Source organism: Gorillibacterium sp. CAU 1737 (assembly GCF_039888655.1).
Classification (GTDB): Bacteria; Bacillota; Bacilli; order Paenibacillales; family NBRC-103111; genus Gorillibacterium.
In genome coordinates this window covers 68,975-91,341 of the sequence record NZ_JBDQQO010000001.1, presented here as the reverse complement: position 1 = coordinate 91,341, position 22,367 = coordinate 68,975, and the positions used below count along the sequence as shown (strand labels likewise).

Below are 22,367 nucleotides of genomic sequence, written 5' to 3'. Positions count from 1 at the left end.
GAAAAGCGGGAAAACCACTTTGTTTAGCGAACACTGACTACCTTTGTCACCCTTGCAGGAAATCCTATTTTCCGGACGAATTAGGTAACACTATCAACGGGAAAGCGGGTGTAAGGCATGGATTATTTGAAGACCAAAGAAGCAGCGGCCGCCTTGGGGGTCAGCCCCACCACCATCAAGCGCTGGGCCTCGAGGATGCCCGGTCAATTTCGCAAGGACGCCTCCGGTCACTACGTTTTTCAGCCGGATGATCTCCCCCGGCTATCTGCCTTGAAGGGGGCAGCGGATTGCGAAGGATCGGGTCCAGATGCATCTCCTTCCCTCCCCAGTCCACTTGATAAGGTGGAAGGCCCCGTCCTCGTTCCCGCAGACCCTTCAACGGGAAACACACACCGTGCGGTTCGGATGGGCAAGCCTGTCTCTCCTTCCTGGGATCGCCCTGCCTATCCTCCCGGTTGGGAAGAGCTCAAGGACCGCCTGATGGAGCTTGAGCGCAGCCTCGACCGTAAAGCCGGTGATATCGTGACGTATCAAATTCTGGAGCATCGGCGAGAGCTTGATGAGCTGAGGCAATCCGTTCGAGAGCTCGCTTGCTCGCTCGACGCCCTCACCCACTCCCTTCGAGAACCAACCGACAGACGCCTCACCGCAACCGAGGATCGACCTGTCGTTCGCCGTAAATCCTGGATTGGCTCTCTTCTGTAAGGCATTTCTTTCTAACCTTTTTTTCTCCTCTCCTCTATTTGGCCGCGGCGATTGCTGCGGCATTTTTCTTGCAGCCAAAAAGGAATTCCTTGCCCCTGCTCCAACATTTCTATAAGATAGAGGCAATAGAATTGAAGGAGTCTGCTCGAATGGTTACGATTTACGATATCGCCGAGAAAGCCAAAGTCTCCGCCATGACGGTGTCCCGAGTCATTAACGAATCCGGACGCATCAGCGAGAAGACCCGGCAGCGAGTCAAGAAGGTCATGGAGGAAATGCATTATGTTCCAAACCATATGGCCCGCAGCTTGGTCCTGCAGCAAACGAACCTTTTGTATCTGCTGATCACCGACATTACCAACCCTTTTTATACGACGGTAGCGCGCGGAGCAGAGGATGCGGCCAAAGAATCCGGCTTCCGTCTCTTGTTCGGCAACAGCGATGAGAACCTGTTGAAAGAAGCCGATTACATCGATACCATCCTGTCCAGCCGTGCGGACGGGGTGCTGATCGCTCCGACAAGCGACGCTTCTCTTCCTCATCTCAACCTGCTTCGTCAACACAATGTTCCTTTCGTCCTGCTGGATCGAGAGGTCCCCGGAATCGAGTGCGATGTTGTCCTTGGTGACAGCAACGAAGGGGGAAATGCCATCGTTGACCACCTCGTCTCCGAAGGCCATCGAAACATCGCCTTCATCAACGGATCTTCCTCTGTGTCCAGTGCCCGTCATCGGTTTCACGGCTACCTGGAAGGCCTCTCGCGAAACGGGATTCCTGTCCGGGACACCTACTGCCTCGAGGCAAGCTTCGGAATGGTCAGCGACCTGACCGAGATGGCGATGTGGCTGGATAACCTCGATCCCTTTCCCACCGCGATTATTGCAGGCAATAATGTTCTGGCCCTGGAGACCATCCGTCTGCTCAGAAGACGAGGACTCTCCGTACCGGAAGACATCTCCCTTTGTTGCTTTGACGACTTCGGCCCCTTTTCCGAGATCGATTCGTTTATGACCGTTGTCTCCCAACAGGCTTATGAGTTTGGCTATCAAGGCGCTCAGCTGCTTTTTGAGCGGATCAAGAACCGAACTTACTCCAAGCCCTGGAGCCGTGTCGTCCTGCCGACTGAATTGAAGCAAGGCCGTTCTGTCCATCCGCTTTCGTAGCAAGCAAGCTAAACCCTGAATCGCAACGATTTCTTGCGACTCAGGGCTTTTTTGTGTTGTTCCCTCCCATGAAAAAAACGGCATCCTCCAAGGAGGATGCCGGTATAAGAGACATCAAGTGCGGAATTAGCAATCGAAGTAGAGCGAGTATTCGTGCGGATGAACCCGGATGGATACGGCTTTCGCTTCTCCACGCTTGAATTCGATGTAGTTGGCGATGAAGTCTTCCGAGAAGACGCCGCCCTTGGTAAGGAACTCGCTGTCCGCTTGCAGAGCGTCAAGCGCTTCGTCGAGGGAAGCAGGAACGCTGCGGATTTCCTTCAGCTCTTCCGTAGCCAGCTCGTAGATGTTCTTATCGAGCGGACCGTAGCCCAGCTTGCGAGGATCGATCTTGTTTTGGATGCCGTCCAAGCCGGCGAGCAGCATAGCGGCGAAGGCCAGGTACGGGTTTGCCGTGGAGTCCGGGGTACGGAACTCGATGCGACAGCCCTTCGGCGTTACAGCAGCGACCGGAATCCGAACAGCCGCGGAGCGGTTGCCCTTCGAGAAGACCAGGTTAACCGGAGCTTCGTAGCCTGGAACCAGACGCTTGAAGGAGTTCGTGCTTGGGTTGGTCAGTGCGATCAGAGCCGGTGCATGGTGGAGAATCCCGCCGATGTAGTAGAGTGCCATCTCGCTCAGGTTGGCATATGCGCCTTTTTCATAGAACAGCGGGGAATCGCCATTGAAAATACTTTGGTGGACGTGCATCCCGGAACCGTTGTCGCCGAACAGCGGCTTCGGCATGAAGGTGGCAACCTTGCCCCATTGACGGGCCGTGTTGTGCACGATGTATTTGTATTTCAGCAGATTGTCAGCTGTTTTGGTGAGGGTATCGAAACGGAAGTTGATTTCCGCTTGACCTGCCGTCGCCACTTCATGGTGGTGACGTTCGATGCGCAGTCCCGATTCGATCAGGAGTCGACACATTTCACTGCGGATATCTTGCTGGCTGTCCATAGGAGCCACCGGAACGTAACCGCCCTTTTGACGAACCTTGAAGCCCAGGTTGCCGCCCTCTTCCTTGCGGCCGGTGTTCCAGACAGCTTCTTCCGAGTCCACTTCGTAGTAGGACTTGTTCATGCCGCTTTCGTAACGAACGTCGTCAAAGATGAAGAATTCGGATTCTGGTGCGAAGAAAGCAGCCGTACCTACACCCGATGCCTTAAGGAATTCCTCTGCCTTCTGAGCAATGCTGCGCGGGTCACGGTCATAACGTTCGCCATCCGGAGTGAAGATGTTGCACATCACAACCAAGGTCGGGTGAGCGGTGAAGGGATCCACGAAGGAGGATTCTGCATCCGGCATCATGACCATATCGGATTCTTCAATGCCGCGGAAGCCCGGAATGGAGGAACCGTCGAAGGCTACGCCATTAACGAAGGTTTCTTCCTCGACTTCGGAAGCAGGCAACGTGATGTGGTGAGCTTTACCGGAAAGGTCAACAAACCGGAAGTCTACCCATTCAATGTTTTTCTCCTTAATCAATTCCAACACACTAGCTGCCGTCATGATTCTTTACCCCTCCCAAATTCCGAACATTTATCAATTATCCATGATTAACGTTCAGGTTTTCGATCTCAATCTTGCGATAATTATAAATCGATCCCTATGGTTCGTCAATACTTATGTGAGCTATTTTTTTGACTTGTGTAAGGTTTACTAACACCTTTTGTTTTTTCGTTCATGCATTTGACAAATTGTTCGGCAAGCAGACGCGCTCTTGCCTTTACGAAGCGATAAATGGAAAAAGCGAAGCAAAACTCGCTTCGCTTTGGTTCCTGTATATGGCCGGAAGACATGAAGGGGTAATAGATTAAAGCGCCCACGATCCAGTCAATACCGGCTCTTTGGCCGTCTCAAACCGCTTGCCGACGATCGGGGCCAGCTTCTCAAGATCCTCCAGCAACCGGGAGAATTGATCCGGGAACAGCGATTGCACCCCGTCTCCCGTCATCGAGTTGTCCGGATCGGTATGCATCTCGATGATGAGACCGTCGGCTCCTGCCGCTACAGACGCCTTGGTCATCGGTTCGACGAGTTCACGCCGCCCGGTCCCGTGGCTCGGATCAGAGATGACAGGCAAATGGCTGAGCTGCTTCAGTACCGGAATCGCAGCAAGATCCAGCGTATTGCGCGTGTAGGTTTCGAAGGTCCGGATTCCTCGCTCGCACAGCATAACGTTCGGATTGCCGCCGGCCAGGATGTATTCCGCCGCGTTCAGGAATTCGTCGTAGGTGGCACTGAAGCCGCGCTTAAGCAGGACTGGAGTCTGAATGGTCCCCAGCTTGCGAAGCAGATCGAAGTTCTGCATGTTGCGCGTTCCGACCTGCAGGATGTCAGCGTACTTCGCGCATACATCCACGTATTCCGGTGTCATAACCTCCGTAATGGTAAGCAGGCCATGCTTGGCGCCGGCTTCAGCCATCATCTCCAAGCCCTCAACCCCGACCCCTTGGAAGCTGTACGGACCGGTGCGAGGCTTGAATGCGCCGCCGCGAAGCACCTGTCCTCCCGCTTGCTTAACAAGACGGGCGATCTCATCGATCTGCTTCGGGGATTCCACCGCACAGGGGCCACCCATCACGACGAGGTCTGGGCCGCCGATTTGCACACCCTTGATGTCGATGACGGTATCCGTCGGTTGAAAGTCACGGCTTGCGAGCTTATAGGACTTGGAAATCTTGATCACTTGCGCCACACCCTGCATCTGACGCAGATGCTCGGCCAGCTTCGGCTCAATCTTGCCAATGATGCCGATAACGGTATGATCTTCCCCACGGGACAGATGCGTCTTCAGATCATGCTTCTCGATATACCGAACGATCTCCGCAATCCGTTCGTCCGGAGTCTGATTGGATGTAATAACGATCATGACGATTCCTCCATTATTCTAATGAACAAGTTTAGTTTTACACTTCAACGCTTATACGCTTTTAATCGCTAAAGCAACTATAACGCGAAAAGGACCGAGTGTCAATCCCTGCTCGGTCCTTCCTTTACCGCTTCCTGAAGCTATTCACGAACCTTCGCTACGGGAATGAGCTTTTTCTTGTTCAGGGTTCGCACGATCTCCCAAGTAGAAGGAACGTTCACGTCATATTGCTCCAGATACTGAATGACTTCCTTGGTAATCGGGGTCGGGGTTGACGCGCCGGAGGTGATCGCCACTTTGCGAAGCGGCTTCAACCATTCGGTATTCAGCTCCGTGATGTCCGCGATTCGGTAGGCCTTAACGCCGGCGATCTCCTCGGAGACTTGGGCCAGCCGACAGGAATTGTTGCTCTTCGGGTCGCCGACGACGATGACCAGATCGGCCTCCTTCGCCTGCTCGGCCACCGCTTCCTGGCGAAGCTGCGTGGCGAGGCAGATCTCGTTGTGAATCTCAGCAGAGGGGAACCGCGCAATGAGCCTGTTCATGATCTCGCGTATGTCCCATTGGCTCATGGTCGTCTGGTTGGTGATAATGAGCTTGTCGGTGGACGGAGCAAGCATGTCGATCTCTTCGGCTTTCTCGATCAAATGAACCCGACCGGGCGCAATCCCGACCGCTCCTTCCGGCTCGGGATGTCCCTTTTTCCCAATGTAGATGACCTCATAGTCTTCCGCTACCTTCTCGCGGATCAGGTCATGCGTCTTGGTCACATCCGGGCAGGTTGCGTCCATGACCGTCAGTCCTTTCTCCCGAGCCCGCTTGCGCACCTCAGGTGAAACCCCGTGAGCTGTGAAGATAACCGATCCTTCCTGAATGGTCTCCAGGATTTCGAGGCGGTTGCTGCCGTCCAGCGTGATGATGCCTTCTTCCTCAAAAAATTGCGTCACATGCGAATTATGAACGATCATGCCTAATATGTGAATGGGACGGGGCAAGTCCAGGTTGCGGGCGGCCGACATGGCCAGCGCCATCGCGTCCACTACGCCGTAGCAGTAGCCGCGCGGTGAGATTTTGACCACTTCCATTTTCCGAATACCCTCCTTCTATGAAAACCTTCCATCCAAGACTTCCAGGATGGGGAACCCACAAGAATCGCTCCCATGGAGCTTTCTCTTGCTCGTTTCAGTATAACGCATTCGCCTATCGTAGAAAAGGAAACCGGCTGCCCTCTGGGCCAACCGGTTTCCTAATGTGTACCGCTTTATTCTTCTTTCGAGTCAACACCCTTTGAATCCAAACCTTCAACCGCTGGAGAGTCGGCTTCCTTTAATGCGGGCACTTCGCCCGTCGGCAGTGAGGGGGCTTCCTTCGCAGGCAGCCAGATTTTAAAGACGGAGCCTTCGCCCAGCCGAGTCGTCACCTCGATGGAACCCCGGTGCTGATCAATGATCCATTTGGCTATGGAGAGCCCCAGCCCGGTTCCGCTCGTCTTGCCGCGAGATTCGTCCGCTCGGTAAAACCGTTCGAAGATGTGCGGCACCTCATCCTTATCCATGCCGATTCCCGTATCGCGGATGAGGACGCCCACCTGTCCGGGAGCCGACAAGCCCTCCAACACAACGTAGCCTTCGGGGGTATACTTGAACGCATTCTCAATGAAGATGAACAGCATCTGCCGGAGCGAATCGGAGTTGCCGGTTACCAGGGCCCTGGCGAGCGGGGACAGGTCGCCGAGCCGCCACTCTGCTTTCTTCGGAAGCAGCGCCGCTTTGCGGTACACATCCTCGACCAGCGAACGGAATTCCACCTCTTCCATCTCCATCTCTCGGCCGGAGTCGGCGCGAGCGAGTGCAAGCAGATCATTGACGAGCCGGCTCATGCGGCTGGCTTCGCCGGCAATGTCCGCCATCGCCTCAAGCGACAGCTCCATCTTCTCTTCCTCCGACATGCCTCCGGGGTTTTTGCCCTGACGCCACACCTTCTCCAGGAACTCCACATTACCGCGAATGGTCGTAAGCGGCGTGCGCAGCTCGTGCGAGGCGTCCGAGACGAAGCGCCGCTGCATGCGGTCGGATTCCTCCAGATCGCGGTACGTCGCCTCTACACGATCTAACATGCCGTTGATGGTCTCCGTCAGGAGCCCCACTTCATCTGGCGGTCCCTTATACTCAATGCGGCGGCCCAGGTCGTCGCTGCTCTGAATGAGCCCGGTTGTGTGAATGATCTGCTCGATCGGGCGAAGCGCCTTCCGAGACAGGTACCACCCGCTGGATGCTGCTGCTGCGATAACAACGAGCGACAGCATGATCAGGAATCGGGATACCTGCGAGAGCACGATCACGATGCTATCGATCCGCACTCCAATCTGCATAACCCCGAACGGCTCTCCTTTGAACAAGCTTTCGCTCCGCAGGGCCACATATAAGAACCGCCAGTTAGATTGGCCGATTCGCTGATTCTGAATAGCGGTCGAGTCTTCCACCGCTTTCTTGATCGATTCTGTTGATCGAGGCAGTTCTTGCCCCTGCGGTAGCAGCGATTTGATGATGCTTCCGTCACCTGGATCGACCACCTGAACGGCATAGCCGGAATAGCGGAAATTCACTTTGTTCGGCAAGGACAGCCCAACTTGACCGGTAATGGGATTCGACGAAATCTCCATGCCGTTGACCATGAGGTCACTCGCCAGAACCGCCATTTCCCGATCCTGGTTGTCGTACAGCTTAACCGAAATGTAGGTGTATAGGCCAATGCCGAATACCAGCAGGAGGGTACCGAGAAGGAAGGAATACCAGAGTGTCAGCCTCTTGCGTATAGACATACTAGGAATCCCCTCTCAGAACATAACCCGCGCCGCGAACGGTTTGGATGATGCGCTTGTGCCCGAACCCCTCCGTCTTCTGCCGCAGAAGGGCGATGTACACCTCCAGAACATTTGATTCTCCGCTGTAGTCATAGCCCCAAATCTTCTCCATGATGAGATCGCGAGATAGCACCCGCTTCGGATTGAGCAAGAACAGCTGAAGAAGATCGAACTCCTTCGTCGTCAAGTCAATGCGCTGCTCTCCTCGAAATACCTCGCGCGTGTCGGGGTCCAGTGCGAGATCGTCATAGACGAGGCGATTTGCCGATGAAGCATCGCCTTTCTCACTCAGCCTTCTCAGCATCACCCGAACGCGGGCCAGAAGCTCCTCCAACGCAAATGGCTTGATGAGGTAATCGTCCGCACCCATGTCGAGCCCCTTCACCCGATCGGATACTTCATCCTTTGCGGTCAGCATGAGAATGGGCACCTGACTGCCGCTCTCCCGAATGCGGCGGCACACCTCCCAGCCGTCCACCCGCGGCATCATGATATCCAATATGATCAAGTTGGGCTCCGCTTCCATCATCTTCTTCAAGCCTTCCAAGCCGTCGTTAGCGGTCGTTACGGCATAGCCTTCAAACGCGAGTCCCCGCCGGAGCATGGAGGTAATCTTCTCATCATCATCAATCACCAAGATCTGTTCACGCATGAAATCCCTGCTTTCTGCACCTATCTGTCGGCATCGAGGGTTTCGAGCCCATGAGTACGAATGTGTCTTCATTATTCCCGATCCCGGGACCGCTGTCCACCCCTCTCTTGCTTATGAAAAAAGCAGACGGCGCGGGGCCCCGCCGTCTGCTCGCATTCCGTTGATGAGCAATCAATCGTTGCTGGTGGAGGTGCTGGTTTGCAGCTTCGAGCTGTCGCCAACCGTCACCGTGATCTCCATCTTCTTGCCGTCACGAACGATACCGAGAACGGCTTTATCTCCAACCTTCAGCGTTTGAACCGTGTCAACAAGGGCTTGGCTTGTCTTGATCTCTTTGCCATTCACCGAAAGAATCACATCATAGGATTTGATGCCTGCCTTAAAGGCCGGACTGCCCATAACGACTTCCTTCACCATAGCTCCGTTCGTGTTTTCAAGGCCCAGTTCTTGTACATAGGATTGAAGAATTTCAGTCAATTGTACACCCAAGTAAGGCACCGGTTCCTTCGGAATTTCCACGTTGTTCTTCAGCTTGTCAACGACTTCGTTGATCGTGCTGATCGGCACTACATAGCCGATGCCCTGCGCTTCGGAGTTGATCGCCGTATTGATGCCAATGACTTCCCCGTTCAGGTTCAGGAGCGGACCGCCCGAGTTCCCCGGGTTAATCGAGGCGTCGGTTTGCATCAGGTGCTTGTATTTGCGAACGGTGCTGCCGTCTTGGATCTCAATAGACCGTTCCTTGGCACTCAGCACGCCGACTGTGACGGTGTGATCCATGCCGTATGGATTCCCGATGGCGACGACCCAATCCCCGACGTTGGCATTGTCGATGTTGGCGGCAAGCGGCAGAGTCGGGAAGTCCGAATTGCCCTTAATCTTCAGAACGGCGAGGTCAAGATCCGAGCTGTTGCCGAGCACTTCGGCTGTATACGGCTCGTCTTTTCCTTCTACGTAGACTTGGACAGCGTCAGCGCCCGAGATCACGTGCTGGTTCGTCAGGATATAGCCGCTCTTTTCGAAAATGAAGCCGGACCCGTAGCCGGATATTTGCGGCTCCTGGTTGGATTGGTTCTGGCTGTTGTTCTGCCCGCTGTCTCCAAAGAACTGACGGAACAGCGGATCATCGAACAACGAGGAGGAGCTGGAACGGCTCGTCGGCTTCTGAAGCGTAACGATCTTGACGACGGCCGGGCTTGAATTCTGAACAATGGTCGGGATGTTGTCTGGGCGAACGACATCCACCACGTTCTTGGCGCTTCCGTTTGCCGTGCTCACCGTTGCGGCGTTCGCCGTGCGGCCGGAGGTCGTCTCTGCCTCTTTGCCGGTGAACAGGTTGTAGTGGTCCGAAGCGAACATCAGGCCGCCGGTCACAAGGGCCGTTGCCAGCACTGTCGCCATCGTGGACATGAACCGCGAGCGCTTCTTTTTCTTGGGAGGCTCGCTCGGGGCCCATTGGTAAGCCGGGCGGGGGGTTACATCCAGCGGGCGAACCGGACGCGGAGGCGTCATTTCCACCTCTTCTTGCACTGCCGCCTGGGCAGGGGGCTGTTCCTCCGATTTATAAGGTCCATACGAATAGTAGTAGGAGGGGTTATCCTGCTCATCCTTTTGAGCAGCAGGCTCATCCGCCTGCTTCGATTCTTGCGGCTCGGAATCGCGTTTCACGCCATCCCGGAAGAAATCATCGAAATCCCGTTTGTTGTCTTCCATCTTCATGTACCTCCTCTTTCTTCAATCTTATGATAGCGAGACGAATGTCCTTCGCGAATAACTCGTGGGATCATGTGTCCCTTCTCTTTTCATTATCACCAAAAAGCTTAACGAAACCTTAAAGCCAACTAAAAGCAACTTAAAAAAGTGATTCTTCTATAAAAGCATAGAGGGCTATGCCCCAAATGACAAGGCAAAGCCCTCAGAAAAAGCCGGGAATCCCGGAAAAGAAGCCCTTCCAACCCTATACCCGAAAATCAGCGCCCAACACACCGACCACTGCCCCATCCTCGTTTCGGATGGGGCAAGAGACCGTGAAGCAAGCCCGCTTGGTGATGGCCGAAATATAGACTGGCGACAGAAAGGTATCTCCATCCATCGCTCGCTTCCACCACTCTCTTCCCTTCGCATTCATCAATCCTGCCTCGGGAAGGGAGGTCAGAAAGCTCCCGTCCGCCTGGTTGGACCAGATGGCCTCCAGACCGTAGCGTCCTTCGGTCAGCACTTGACGAAGCCGAGATGCATGAGCAGTCGGATCCAATCGGCGGAGAACCGCCTCTGTCGACAGCCTTTCGAGCATTCGCGCAATCTCCGCCGCATTCTCTTCGGACAGCTGAGGAAGCCCCGCATCGTCTGAAATCCGAAGGGAGTCGAGCAATTCGGACGACGTGCCTCTAAGGCTCTGAGAAACCTCCCCTAGCCGCGAAATCTGTTCCCTTTGGCGCTGCATGAGCCCCAAGGTGTCATCTACAGAGCAGAGAGTCGCATCCACCGTTTCCACGACAGGGACAAGCCGATCCGTTGCTTGCTTCATCAAGCGGGATTGCGAACGGCTGTCTGCTTCCGCGATTTCGATCCAGCGATGGACCTCGCGGTTTTGCTCGGCAATCCGGTCCATCCCCCTCTTCGTCTCGGCCATACCCTGCACGCTCTCCAGAACATCCTGCCCTTCTTCCTGAAAGGCGGTCTCCACCTGCTCCACCAACTGTTCGATCTTCGCAATAATCCCGGTCGACCGCTCGACCGCTTCCTTGCTCTGGTCCGCCAGTTGGCGCACTTCCCGGGCAACCACCGCAAAGCCGCGGCCGCTCTCGCCTGCTCTAGCCGCCTCGATGGAGGCATTGAGCGCAAGAAGCGACGTGCGATTGACCACCTCATGGAGGAAACGGTTAACCTCCTGGAGCTCCAGCGTTCCCTGACTAAGCTCCACCATTCGTTCGTCTGCGGCCTGCTGCGAAGCTCGAAGCCGCTGCATGACCCGTTCCGTGTTCTCCAGCACCCGACATACGGAGTCGACCGACTCTTGGATGCTGGCACTCTCTTGATGGATCGAGGTCGAGGAACGTTGAATTTGCTCTGCGCTCGCAGCCGCTTCCTCAATCGTCTTCGAGGTTTCGCGGATTCCGTCCAGAACTTCCCGGCTTCGTTCCTGCAGGGTCTCCTCTGCCCGTGTGGAGGATTCCGCGATGTACGTCAACTGCCCGGAGGAAGCCTCCAGCTCTTCCATAATCGCATGCAGGCGGTCTGCCGCCACCTGAGCTTCGTTAACCAGATTGCGATAATACTCCGTGGATCCCTTTGCGTCGTTCGCCTTCTCTGAGCTTCCATTCTCAAACCACGTCCGCCATCTCGACACGAGGCCACCCGATTTCGTCATTTTTTTCACATTATAGCGCGGGCTGGCAGCTCATGGAAAGAACCATGTCATGTATTTTTCCATATCAAACCACAAAAAAGACGTCCGCTGCCTTGCGAACGCCTTTCCCGTTTCGTGTATACCAAGTCTGATCCAAGCATGGGCTCGCATCGCGAAGACTTATGGCGCTTCCGGGGCCGTCACCTCGGCGATTCCGTTTAACCGATCCAGCAACGCCTCAGTTACTCGCCCCTCTCCCCATCGAAGGATGGAGACCTGAACCTTCTTCTTGCCCCAACGCTCGTAGACTTGTTTCTTCGTTTCGAAGTAAAGGTCCAGCTTCTTTCCCTTAATGGCACTTCCCGTATCCGCCACCACTCCGTACCCGTATCCGGGAATATACAGAATCGTGCCGAGCGGGAATACCTTCGGGTCTGCCGCGACGGTGGAAAAGAGCGCTTTGCGCACCCGAACACCGGAAAATGTGATGCCGTATTCCGGATGTCCCGGTGACTTGCCTGTCGATTCTCGACCCGCGTAGTATCCGGTTGCCGTTACCTCTACCGCCTTGAAATGACGGGGCTCCAGGAAGGAAAACACGGCTTCCGTCGGATCTTCCCCTCTCGGCTCCGTCTGGGAAAGCCTCACCGGTGACGGCTTCACCACCACAGCGGATGCGAGCGGCGTTGCCGGACCCGCAGATGGCATCGACGTGACCGAAGGCTTGTGCCCGGCAGGCTCCGATAAGGCCTCGCTTTCCACCAAGGCCATTCCTCCGCATGCAAGCAGGAGGCCCATCGGAAGCCAGATGGCCCGAAGCTTCGAGCCGGCTAACATGGCATAAATCACCCTTTCCGATAACGGATCGGCCAGAAAGGCAGACGTTGTGCCCTTTCCTTTAGACCGATCCTCTCGGTAGGTTGCCCTGTTCAACCGGCTCTATTCGTGTACGTGAGATTATTCGCTGTCTCTGCTCTTGTTGCGGATATCGGCAAGAATCAGCGCGACGGTCTCATCGACGCTCTTCGCCCCGATGTCGCCTTCGCCCCGCTTGCGGATGGAGAAGGTGCCTTCCTCGGCTTCCTTTTCCCCAACGACGAGCATGTAGGGGATCTTTTCCAATTGGGCTTCGCGGATCTTGTAACCGAGCTTCTCGTTGCGGCCGTCATACTCGGCGCGAATGCCAGCGTCAAGCAGCTTCTCGGTGACTTCCTTCGCATAGGGCTCAAGCGCAGTCGTGACCGGCAGAATCTTGGCTTGCGTCGGTGCGAGCCACGTCGGAAGCGCTCCGGCGAAGTTCTCCAACAGGAACGCGGTCATGCGCTCCGCGGTGCTGATGATGCCGCGGTGAATGACCACCGGGCGGTGCTTCTGGCCGTCGTCGCCGACGTATTCCAGCTCGAAGCGCTCCGGCAGGAGGAAGTCGAGTTGGGCGGTGGACAGCGTTTCTTCCTTCTTGAGCGCCGTGCGGATCTGCACGTCCAGCTTCGGTCCGTAGAACGCGGCTTCGCCTTCGGCTTCATAATAAGGCAAGCCTAGCTCTTCCACGACTTCCTTCAGCATGCGCTGGGACATTTCCCACATTTCATCGTTCGGGAAGTACTTTTCCGTGTCCTTCGGGTCCCGGTAGGACAGGCGGAAACGGTAGTCCTTGATGCCAAAATCTTCATAGACCTGCTTGATCAGGTTGATAACGCGGGCGAATTCTTCCTTGATCTGATCCGGACGGCAGAAGATATGAGCGTCATTCAAGGTCATGGCGCGAACGCGGTGAAGGCCCGTGAGTGCCCCGGACATTTCGTAGCGGTGCATCGTGCCGAGCTCGGCGATCCGAAGCGGCAGGTCGCGGTAGCTGCGCATGTCGCTCTTGTACACCATCATGTGGTGAGGGCAGTTCATCGGGCGCAGGACGAGCTCTTCATTGTCGAGCACCATCTTCGGGAACATGTCTTCCTGGTAGTGCTCCCAGTGACCCGAGGTCTTGTACAACTCGACGTTGGCGAGCACCGGCGTATAGACGTGGCTGTAGCCGAGGCGCTCTTCGAGGTCAACGATGTAGCGTTCCATCGTGCGGCGAAGCTTCGCGCCGGCGGGAAGCCAAATCGGAAGCCCTTGGCCGACTTCGCGGGAGAAGGTGAAGATCTTCAGGTCGCGGCCGAGCTTGCGGTGGTCGCGCTTCTTGGCTTCTTCCAGAAGGTGCAGATGCTCGTCCAATTCGGCCTTCTTTGCAAAGGCCGTACCATAGATGCGCTGAAGCATCTTGTTCTTGGCGTCTCCGCGCCAGTAAGCGCCGGCTACGCTAAGCAGCTTGAAGGCTTTGATTCGGCCTGTTGAAGGCAAGTGAGGCCCGCGGCAAAGGTCAAAGAATTCACCTTGATCGTATATGCTGATGATCGAATCCTCGGGCAGATCGTTGATCAGCTCCACCTTAAGAGGATCGCCTTGCTGCTCGTAGATGCGCAGCGCTTGCTCGCGGGTCACTTCCCGGCGCGTAATCGGCAGGTTCTCCTTGATAATCTTGTCCATTTCCTTCTCGATCTTGTTCAGATCCTCCGACGAGATCGGAGTATCCAGGTCGATGTCGTAATAGAAGCCGTCCTCGATGACCGGTCCAACTCCCAGATGAACATTCGCTCCATACAAGCGCTTGATGGCCTGTGCCATCAAGTGGGCCGTGCTGTGGCGCATGATTTCCAGTCCGTCCGGGCTGTCCAGCGTCAAAATCTCGATGGCTGCATCCTCATGCAAAGCCTTGGTCAGGTCAACCGCCTTTCCGTTTACCTTCCCGCCAATGGCGTTCTTCTTCAGCCCCGAGCTGATCGACTCCGCGATCGTTTCCACCGTAACTCCGGCGGCATATTCGCGAACGGCTCCATCGGGCAGCGTGACGTGAATCAACATGTTCCGCTCTCCTCTTTCTGTGAGAAAATAAAAAACACGCATCGTCCCAAGGGACGAGTGCGTGTCGGACTCGTGGTTCCACCCTACTTCGACAGCGAAACTCCGGCGTGTGCGCGGTTGATCCAGCTGTCCTCTGGCATCCGGTATCGGGGATGATCCGGCGAGACATACTGGCGAAAGCCCGAGCAAAAACCTTCCCGGAACGTGCGCTTTCCTTCCCGCGGCTGCAAAGGGGTAAATCGACCACCAGCCGGAAGAAGCTTGCACCGAACGCTTCTCTCTCTGGACCGCGGGTACGGACGATTCGTGTCTTTGGTCAAAGCCGTCACTGGCTATCCCTTTCATTATAAGAAAGGAATCTGCCGGAAGTCAATTCCCTTCCATTCCTGGTTACTTGGCGATACCGTCGCAGAGGATCACCCGGTCCTCAAAGATTTGACGAATGGTTCGAATGACCTGTGTATCGGGAGCCTGGGTGTGGATGTAGATGCGTTCCGGGGCCATGGTGATCAGGCTGCTCACGATCAGATCCTCAAAGTTGAGCTCCTTTTCCAGCGTTTCGAAGGTGATGCCTCCCTCGGAACGAATCGGCTCCAGCGCTTCCAGCTTGTCGTCCAGCAGCTCAAATTCCGAGCCGCCCCTGTGCATCACATGAACAGAGGGCACCTTTACCTGCTGAATGTACACAAAATACTTCAACAGAGAGATGAACTCCTGGTATTGCTTATCCATTAAGTATTCATCAACCGCATAATCCACCGTATCCTTCAGCTCCGACCGATAAGAACCAAGGCGAAATGCCATGATCCCCTCCACATTCACGAAGCTGTTCTGATGAAGGCAAGCCTCAACCGTCTCGGATAACCCGCGAAAGTGACGGATGGCCTGCGCCTTTTTCCGGGCGGGTTCCTCGGATCCGGCTGACAGACGGCAAAAGCCGAGCAGCTTTTCCAGGTCCTGTTCGGCGGTATATCGGTATTCGCGCTGGACGATCTGCCGAAGCAGCGTCTCCTCTTCTTCCTCCATGATGTAGCGAGTGACGGCTCGCGCCAGCTCGCGACGGATTTTGCGGATGTCAGAGGAAGACCATTTGACATCGCCGATCCGGGAGCAACAAAACACCGTATGGTGCAAGTGATCTTCCTGATCCAAAGAAACAAGGAAGGACAGCGTTCCGATCTGCTCGTGCAGAAGATCCCGGAGCTTCTTCGCCTTGCCATCGGTACGGTTCATCAGCGTGATCCAAATTTGATCCAACGAGAAGCCCCCCTTACCGGTCCTTAGGACGTGCCGTTTAAGCACGCCGTGCTCTTGCGACACAGTAAAGTATATGGTCCGGCAGGTGGGGATATACAATCAAGTATTTGGCAGAGTCGGCTCAGCCGTTTTGCATCACAAAGTCCTTTTCCACGGCGGCATCGTCCTCGAAGGTGCGGACGATTTCGTAGCGAGTGTTGCGCTGTGCGGGGATTTTGCCTGCTTCGCGGATGAGAGACAGCGTGGAGCCGATGTTGACCTTATGAGTCGTTCCTGCGGCGGAGACCACGTTCTCCTCAATCATGGTACTACCAAAATCATTGCAGCCGTACGAGAGCGTGAGCTTCCCGATCTCCGGTCCCATCGTGACCCAGGAGGCTTGAAAGTTCGGGATGTTGTCCAGGTAAATCCGACTGATGGCGAGCGTCTTCAGGTACTCCTCCGGGGTCGCCTTCTCGGTCTTGCTCATGTTCGTGTTATCCGGCTGGAAAGTCCACGGAATGAAGGCGAGGAAGCCCTCTGTCGGATGCCCGGCAGCCTGAGTCCGGTCCTGCGCCGACCGAATGCGGTCGAGGTGAAGCACGCGCTCCTCCAGCGTTTCCCCGAAGCCGATGACCATCGTACCGGTCGTGTTCATGCCGACGGAATGCGCGGTCTCCATGACCTGCATCCAGTCCTTCCACGAGCCCTTCTTGCGGCTGATCTTGCTGCGGGTTCGATCGTCAAGAATCTCTGCGCCGCCTCCCGGTAAGGAATCGAGTCCGGCTTCATGCAGTTGGCGAACGACTTCCTCCAGAGACAAACCGCCCGAAACCTCCTGCATCTTCAAGATCTCGGCAGGCGAGAAGGAGTGCATGGTAATGGAAGGAAACCGCTGCTTGATGCCGCGGAGGAGGTCCAGGTAATAAGAGAACGGAAGGTCGGGATTGGTGCCGCCCTGCATGAGAATCTCCGTTCCGCCGACGTCGATCGTCTCCTGAATCTTGCGGAAGATGGTCTCGTCCGACAGGACATAACCCTCTGGCGAACCCGGTGCCCGATAGAAGGCGCAGAACCGGCAATACGTATCGCAAATGTTGGTGTAGTTCACGTTGCGGCCGATGACAAAGGTCGTCACCGGGTCGGGATGCCATTTTTGCATGATGCGGTTGGCGGTGTCCCCCAGTTTCTCGATTTCATCCGATTCAAAGAGGGCGATTCCGTCCTCTACCGTGAGTCGGTGTCCGAGCAAAGCCTTGGCCAAAATCGAATCGATGGCGCTCACCCGGTTCTCTCCCCTTTCCTAACAAGTGGTGTGTCAAAAATGTGACGTATGCTTCTATGGTAGCACAGACCCTGTCTCCCGTCGAACCGAACGCCCCAGCCTGACAGGCGGACGTAAGCCTGCGCGTAAGCAAAAAAGAAGCCACTCGGGCTTCTCTGGATGATTCGGATTACAGGCAGCTCGCTTCGCGGAGCTGAATGATCTTCTCCTTCACGCTGGCGAAATGAGCGCCGTATTCAAACTGAACCGGCTGCGGTCGCGAGAAGAAATACCCTTGGCCCATATGAACGCGATTGCGGCAGAGGACATTCGCCTCCTCCTCGCGTTCGACCCCCTCGGCAATGACCTTGCATTTGATGGATTCCGCCATCTGCAGGAGCGCTTGAAGCATAGACTGCTTGATAAGCGTCTGGTCGATGTCGCGAATCACGGACTTGTCGATCTTGATGATATCTGGTGTCAGCTCCGAAATCGTCTGCAAGCTGGCGTAGCCTGCTCCGGCATCATCGATCGCAAAGCGAAAGCCGTGTGCCCGGTAGCGAGCCAATATCTGCGACATGTGTGAGAAGTCCGTGATCGAATGGCGCTCCGTAATTTCGAGCACGATTTGGCTGGGCTCGACATTTGGATAATCCTTCAGCCATTCCAGCATTTTGTCAAGCAAGGAGGGCTGGGAGAGTGTCACCGGCGTGATGTTGATGAACACCTGCTCCTGAATGCCCTTGCGGGCGATCTCCTGAAACGCCTTGCGGATAACCAACCATTCCATGGGAATGAGGAGACCCGCCTGTTGGGCGAAGTCAAACAGCTCCGTGGGCATATGGAAGGGAGTGTGCTTAGGCCCGCGGGTCAATACCTCCCAGCCGAGCACATCCCCGCTCTCCAGGCTCAAGATCGGCTGTGTCAGCACCGAGATCGATTCCTCATTCAAGATGCCGACCATCTCCTGCCGGTAGCGGGCAAAATGCATCGGCAAGCGGCCCTCGGCAAGCGCTTGAGCATAATGAACGGCAGAACGGACAGCCGCCTCTGTGCAGAGCGGGTATTTCTCAATGGGGCAGCAGGAGGACGTGAGGCGAAACGGAACGGCCCTGGACGTCTCCGCCCAACTGGCAATCATGCCCTCCAGACGCTTTTGGACAACCGCCAGTCCATGCTCCAGCTGATCGACCGCGAGGGGCTCGGAGAAGCGAAGGAAGATTCCATAGCCCATATCGAGCCGCTTCACTCCCAGAACATGCTTCTCCTCAAAGGCAGTGGACAGCGCAGTGACAAAGGCGCGGCGAAGCTGTTTCCTCTGAGCAGGCGTGTAGTGAATGGGGGCTGAATCGGGATTGGGCCTGGCCAAATAAAGCAGGGCGCAGGATTCGCCCTTTTGCCTCGCCGCATGCAGCGAAGAGAATACGGGATCGCGAAGCACAAAATCAGGAGGCAGGTATTTCAATTTTCTCGAAGGCAGAGGCAAGCGGAGCAGCATATCCAAGGTGTCTTTCCAAGTGCGGTAACGAAATGCGTCCATGTGGTCCTCCTAGGGCGTGTCTTCCAGGCACGTCACTCTCCAGGCTTTCAATCATCCCGATCGTATTGGCCTATTTTACCATAGGAACCGCACGTCCGACAGGCCCAATCTTGACGAAACGCATAATTATGCACCGCCATGCATTTCAATAAAAACGCCTTATTTCCGACTGGAAATAAGGCGAATTCAACCCCGAGAACGAAGCGGGGGCTTATCCCTCCAACGCTTGCTCCAAATCTGCAATCAAATCATCGATGTCCTCCAGGCCGACAGAGTACCGGAGGAGCCCGTCTCCGATGCCGCGCGCATGCCGAACGTCCTTCGGCATCGCTGCATGCGACATCAGCGCCGGGTAGGAGAGGATGCTCTCCACCGCTCCCAGGCTCACAGCCACAAGCGGCAAGCGCACCTTGTCGAGCACCTTCCGGGCGGCCTCTCCGCTTCCCGTATCGAAGCAAACCACTGCGCCATAACCGCTGGACTGCCGCTCGTGAATCTCGCGGCCCGGGTGGTCTTCCAGCCCGGGGTAGTAGACACGCTCGATCTCCGGGCGAGTCACAAGCCATTCGGCCAGCTTGCGCGCGCTCTTCTCGGAATGTTCCATCCGCGCCTGCAGCGTCTTCATGCCGCGCATGAGAAGCCAGCTGTCCTGCACGCCGAGCACAGAGCCCAGGCTGTTCTGGAGCATCTTCAGCCGCCGCCCGAGGCTTTCGTTCGCCGCCACCGCGAGACCCGCCAGCACGTCGCTATGCCCGCCAAGGAACTTCGTGGCGCTGTGCAGAACCACGTCCACGCCGAGCTCAATCGGCCGCTGATGGTACGGCGTCATGAACGTGTTGTCGAGGAGCGTGAGCAGGTCATGCTCCTTCGCCCAGTTCGTAATCGCCGCCACATCCGTAATCTTGAGCGTGGGGTTCGAAGGCGTCTCCATGAAGACCGCCTTCGTGTTGCCTTGGATCGCGGCCTTCACCTCCTCCAGGTCGGTCATGTCCACGAACGTGGTTTCGATACCGAGCCGCTTGGCGATGACCGTAAGGAAACGATAGGTTCCACCGTACACATCCTCGGTACAGATGAGGTGGTCGCCGGCCGACAGCAGCAGGAAGGCGGTGGAGATGGCCGACATGCCGGAAGAGAAGGCGAAGCCGCGCACACCGCCTTCCAGCTTGGCGATGTAGTCTTCCAGAGCCTGGCGAGTCGGATTTCCTGAGCGGGAGTAGTCATACTCCGGCGGTTCCTCGAGGGAAAAGTGGTGGAAGGTCGACGCCTGATAGATCGGGACGCTGGAAGCGCCGGTCGTCTTGTCCACCTCCGCCCCGAAATGAATGAGACGGGTGGCGAACTGGTCCTTGCGTTTCGGAGCGTCTTCGGATTCTGTCCGGACGGGCTGGCTCATGATGGCGACTCTCCCTTCGCTTTCGTTTCCTGATCGGCCTGTGCGAACGCCTGGTCCAGATCGGCGATCAAGTCATCGACATGCTCGATGCCGACGGAGAAGCGCAGCAGGCGGTCGTCGACGCCGACACGGAGGCGAATCTCCTCCGGGATGTCTGCATGCGTTTGTACCGTGGGGTACGTCAGAAGCGATTCAACGCCGCCCAGGCTTTCCGCGAACGCGATCAGCTTCAGGTGGCGGAGGATCGGCTCCACGAGCACCGCGTCCTTCACCTTGAAGGAGAAAATGCCCGTGTTGCCGGAAGCCTGCGCCTTCTGAACATCGTGACCCGGATGCTCGGGCAGCCCGGGATGGTACACATTCGAGACCAGCGGATGCTTCAACAGATGGTTTGCGATGGCGAGCGCGTTCGATTCGTGACGCTCCATGCGCAGAGCGAGCGTCTTCATGCCGCGCATGAGCAGGTACGAATCCTGAGGCCCCAGCACCGCGCCGTACGAGTTGTGCAGGAAGCCCATCCGCTCAGACAGTTCCTTGCCCTTTGTCACGATGAGACCGGCGAGGACATCATTGTGACCACCCAGGTATTTCGTCGCGCTGTGCACGACAATATCGCAACCGAGAGCCAGCGGACGCTGGAAGAAGGGAGTGAGCAGCGTGTTGTCCACGATGGTGAGAAGCCCGTGTTTTCGCGCCCATGCGCTCACCTTGGCGAGGTCGGTCACCATCATCAGCGGGTTGGTCGGCGTCTCGATCAAGACGGCCTTCGTGGAGGAACATCGGCTCTCTTCAAGAGCATCCAGGTCGTTCGTGTCCACGTAGCTGGCGGTTACGCCGAAACGAGTCATGATCTGCTCGATGAGCCGGAAGGTCCCGCCGTACAGATCGAGCGACACGAGAAGATGATCACCCTGCTGGAAGAGGGCGAAGACCGTCGTGAGCGCTGCCATACCGGAGCTGGTGGCAAATCCGGCATCCCCTTCCTCCAGCTCCGCCGCAGCTTGCTCCAGCACGGAGCGGGTCGGGCTCTTGGTTCGGGCATAATCGAACCCGGTGCTTTGTCCGAGGCGGGGGTGACGAAAGGCGGTGGCTAGGTAGATCGGGTAATTGACGGCCCCCGTAACCGGCTCCTGAACCGAACCGATCTGGGCGAGGCGGCTTTCGATTTTCATGGACGGTCTCCTCCTATATGCTCCAGTCGTAAGGCGTTTCTTGGTACACGTAATAGTTCAGCCAATTCAAGAACAACAGGTTGGCGTGCCCTCTCCATAGCGTGATCGGGTCACGGCTGGGGTCATCGTTCGGGTAGTAGTTTTTCGGAATCTGAACGTCCATCCCCTTGGCGGCATCTCGGTCGTATTCCCATTTCAGCGTCAGCGGATCATATTCAGAATGGCCCGTAACGAAGATTTCACGTCCGTTGTTCGCGGAGACCAGGTAGACCCCCGATTCTTCGGATTCCGATAGAATCTCCAATTGCTGCACCTGCTCGATGTCCTCGCGGCGAACCTCCGTATGGCGGGACTGCGGGACATAGAACCAATCATCGAAGCCGCGCAGGAGCTTTACGTTGCGTCGGGTGATCGTGTGCGGGAACACGCCGAACATCTTTTCCGGAAGGGGGTGCTTGGGTACGCCAAAGTGGTGATAGAGGCCCGCCTGCGCCGCCCAACAGATGTAGAGGGTTGACGTGACGTGACTCCTCGCCCAATCCATGATCTCCTTCAGCTCATCCCAGTAGTTGACCTCTTCAAAATCCAAGGTTTCCACCGGCGCTCCCGTGATGATCATCCCGTCGAAGTAGCGGTGGCGAATGTCCTCAAAGGTTTTGTAAAAGGCTTCAAGATGCTCGGTCGAGGTGTTCTTGGATTGATGGGTCTTCGGGTGCAGCAGAACGGCATCGACTTGAAGCGAAGTATTGCCGAGGAGGCGAAGCAATTGGGTCTCGGTCGTCTCCTTGTTCGGCATCAGATTCAAGATGACAATCTTCAGGGGACGGATGTCTTGATGGAAAGCCCGAGTCTCATCCATAACAAAAATGTTTTCCCCGTTGAGGATTTCCTTCGCGGGCAGATGATCGGGTACTTTAATCGGCACTTGCTTCACTCCTCCTTTGGTATAAAAAAGGGCCTTTCTCCATAGAGAAAGGCCGCTTGGTCACAAAAAATGTGGGCGTATCCTCTCTCATCTCTCAGATCCACGCAGCTTGCGCGTCCTGCAAGAATTAGCACCGTGCGTCCCTTCGCTTCACGCGTCAGGTTGCCGGTTGCCGGGTGTCATCGGGCTAGTCCCTCCACCTACTCTTGATAAGAGCAACGTTCGATATGCAATTGTCCTAAAAATTACTCTAACTGTACTGAAAAATGCACCGCCCGTCAAGGGGA

17 protein-coding genes and 1 riboswitch are annotated in these 22,367 nt (G+C 56.1%); of the genes, 2 read left to right on the top strand and 15 right to left on the bottom strand.

Features of this window, described 5'->3' with window-relative positions; translation table 11 throughout:
* The first annotated feature begins 117 nt into the window (after nt 1–117).
* Nucleotides 118–705, top strand: coding sequence for a MerR family transcriptional regulator (locus AAFN83_RS00400; RefSeq protein WP_347766340.1), 588 nt, complete (start codon nt 118–120; stop codon nt 703–705).
* A 149-nt stretch (nt 706–854) separates the two neighbouring features.
* Entirely contained in the window at nt 855–1,868 is a 1,014-nt protein-coding gene (locus AAFN83_RS00395; RefSeq protein ID WP_347766339.1) for a LacI family DNA-binding transcriptional regulator, read from the top strand.
* Nucleotides 1,869–1,994: 126 nt separating this feature from the next.
* Here AAFN83_RS00395 and glnA read toward each other — a convergent pair whose 3' ends face one another.
* The 15 genes from glnA to metA all read right to left on the bottom strand — a co-directional run bounded on the left by glnA (nt 1,995) and on the right by metA (nt 22,080).
* Entirely contained in the window at nt 1,995–3,419 is a 1,425-nt protein-coding gene (glnA, locus tag AAFN83_RS00390) for a type I glutamate--ammonia ligase (protein WP_347766338.1), read from the bottom strand.
* A 304-nt stretch (nt 3,420–3,723) separates the two neighbouring features.
* Entirely contained in the window at nt 3,724–4,782 is a 1,059-nt protein-coding gene (aroF, locus tag AAFN83_RS00385) for a 3-deoxy-7-phosphoheptulonate synthase (protein ID WP_347766337.1), read from the bottom strand.
* Between the two features lie 140 nt (nt 4,783–4,922).
* On the bottom strand, nt 4,923–5,867 hold the full coding sequence (locus AAFN83_RS00380) for a 4-hydroxy-3-methylbut-2-enyl diphosphate reductase (RefSeq protein ID WP_347766336.1): 945 nt from the start codon (nt 5,865–5,867) through the stop codon (nt 4,923–4,925).
* 176 nt (nt 5,868–6,043) lie between these two features.
* A complete protein-coding gene (locus AAFN83_RS00375; RefSeq protein ID WP_347766335.1) occupies nt 6,044–7,603 on the bottom strand; it encodes a sensor histidine kinase in 1,560 nt (519 codons plus the stop codon).
* Between the two features lies 1 nt (nt 7,604).
* A complete protein-coding gene (locus tag AAFN83_RS00370; RefSeq protein ID WP_347766334.1) occupies nt 7,605–8,297 on the bottom strand; it encodes a response regulator transcription factor in 693 nt (230 codons plus the stop codon).
* 171 nt (nt 8,298–8,468) lie between these two features.
* Entirely contained in the window at nt 8,469–10,010 is a 1,542-nt protein-coding gene (locus tag AAFN83_RS00365) for a S1C family serine protease (protein ID WP_347766333.1), read from the bottom strand.
* Between the two features lie 244 nt (nt 10,011–10,254).
* On the bottom strand, nt 10,255–11,646 hold the full coding sequence (locus AAFN83_RS00360) for a methyl-accepting chemotaxis protein (protein ID WP_347766332.1): 1,392 nt from the start codon (nt 11,644–11,646) through the stop codon (nt 10,255–10,257).
* A gap of 180 nt (nt 11,647–11,826) precedes the next feature.
* Nucleotides 11,827–12,483 (bottom strand): 3D domain-containing protein, encoded by a 657-nt coding sequence (locus tag AAFN83_RS00355; protein WP_347766331.1) that lies wholly within the window; start codon nt 12,481–12,483, stop codon nt 11,827–11,829.
* Nucleotides 12,484–12,603: 120 nt separating this feature from the next.
* Nucleotides 12,604–14,547, bottom strand: coding sequence for a threonine--tRNA ligase (gene thrS / locus AAFN83_RS00350; protein WP_347766330.1), 1,944 nt, complete (start codon nt 14,545–14,547; stop codon nt 12,604–12,606).
* A 390-nt stretch (nt 14,548–14,937) separates the two neighbouring features.
* Entirely contained in the window at nt 14,938–15,804 is an 867-nt protein-coding gene (gene ytxC, locus AAFN83_RS00345) for a sporulation protein YtxC (RefSeq protein ID WP_347766329.1), read from the bottom strand.
* A 121-nt stretch (nt 15,805–15,925) separates the two neighbouring features.
* Complete coding sequence (gene mqnC / locus AAFN83_RS00340; RefSeq protein WP_347766328.1) at nt 15,926–17,068, bottom strand: cyclic dehypoxanthinyl futalosine synthase; 1,143 nt, start codon at nt 17,066–17,068, stop codon at nt 15,926–15,928.
* Nucleotides 17,069–17,237: 169 nt separating this feature from the next.
* A complete protein-coding gene (locus AAFN83_RS00335) occupies nt 17,238–18,587 on the bottom strand; it encodes an EAL domain-containing protein (protein WP_347766327.1) in 1,350 nt (449 codons plus the stop codon).
* A gap of 211 nt (nt 18,588–18,798) precedes the next feature.
* Complete coding sequence (locus AAFN83_RS00330; RefSeq protein ID WP_347766326.1) at nt 18,799–19,983, bottom strand: trans-sulfuration enzyme family protein; 1,185 nt, start codon at nt 19,981–19,983, stop codon at nt 18,799–18,801.
* Nucleotides 19,980–21,155, bottom strand: coding sequence for a PLP-dependent transferase (locus tag AAFN83_RS00325; RefSeq protein ID WP_347766325.1), 1,176 nt, complete (start codon nt 21,153–21,155; stop codon nt 19,980–19,982). Before AAFN83_RS00325 ends, AAFN83_RS00330 begins: the two co-directional genes overlap by 4 nt.
* A 13-nt stretch (nt 21,156–21,168) precedes the next feature.
* A complete protein-coding gene (metA, locus tag AAFN83_RS00320) occupies nt 21,169–22,080 on the bottom strand; it encodes a homoserine O-acetyltransferase MetA (RefSeq protein WP_347766324.1) in 912 nt (303 codons plus the stop codon).
* 84 nt (nt 22,081–22,164) lie between these two features.
* Nucleotides 22,165–22,296: riboswitch (SAM riboswitch) on the bottom strand.
* Nucleotides 22,297–22,367 lie beyond the last annotated feature (71 nt).

Excerpts from the sequence above, each read along its gene's own strand:
- AAFN83_RS00400 (WP_347766340.1), top strand. The coding sequence starts at position 118 with ATGGATTATTTGAAGACCAAAGAAGCAGCGGCCGCCTTGGGGGTCAGC.
- AAFN83_RS00395 (WP_347766339.1), top strand. The coding sequence starts at position 855 with ATGGTTACGATTTACGATATCGCCGAGAAAGCCAAAGTCTCCGCCATG.
- glnA (WP_347766338.1), bottom strand. The coding sequence starts at position 3,419 with ATGACGGCAGCTAGTGTGTTGGAATTGATTAAGGAGAAAAACATTGAA.
- aroF (WP_347766337.1), bottom strand. The coding sequence starts at position 4,782 with ATGATCGTTATTACATCCAATCAGACTCCGGACGAACGGATTGCGGAG.
- AAFN83_RS00380 (WP_347766336.1), bottom strand. The coding sequence starts at position 5,867 with ATGGAAGTGGTCAAAATCTCACCGCGCGGCTACTGCTACGGCGTAGTG.
- AAFN83_RS00375 (WP_347766335.1), bottom strand. The coding sequence starts at position 7,603 with ATGTCTATACGCAAGAGGCTGACACTCTGGTATTCCTTCCTTCTCGGT.
- AAFN83_RS00370 (WP_347766334.1), bottom strand. The coding sequence starts at position 8,297 with ATGCGTGAACAGATCTTGGTGATTGATGATGATGAGAAGATTACCTCC.
- AAFN83_RS00365 (WP_347766333.1), bottom strand. The coding sequence starts at position 10,010 with ATGGAAGACAACAAACGGGATTTCGATGATTTCTTCCGGGATGGCGTG.
- AAFN83_RS00355 (WP_347766331.1), bottom strand. The coding sequence starts at position 12,483 with ATGTTAGCCGGCTCGAAGCTTCGGGCCATCTGGCTTCCGATGGGCCTC.
- thrS (WP_347766330.1), bottom strand. The coding sequence starts at position 14,547 with ATGTTGATTCACGTCACGCTGCCCGATGGAGCCGTTCGCGAATATGCC.
- AAFN83_RS00335 (WP_347766327.1), bottom strand. The coding sequence starts at position 18,587 with ATGGACGCATTTCGTTACCGCACTTGGAAAGACACCTTGGATATGCTG.
- AAFN83_RS00330 (WP_347766326.1), bottom strand. The coding sequence starts at position 19,983 with ATGAGCCAGCCCGTCCGGACAGAATCCGAAGACGCTCCGAAACGCAAG.
- AAFN83_RS00325 (WP_347766325.1), bottom strand. The coding sequence starts at position 21,155 with ATGAAAATCGAAAGCCGCCTCGCCCAGATCGGTTCGGTTCAGGAGCCG.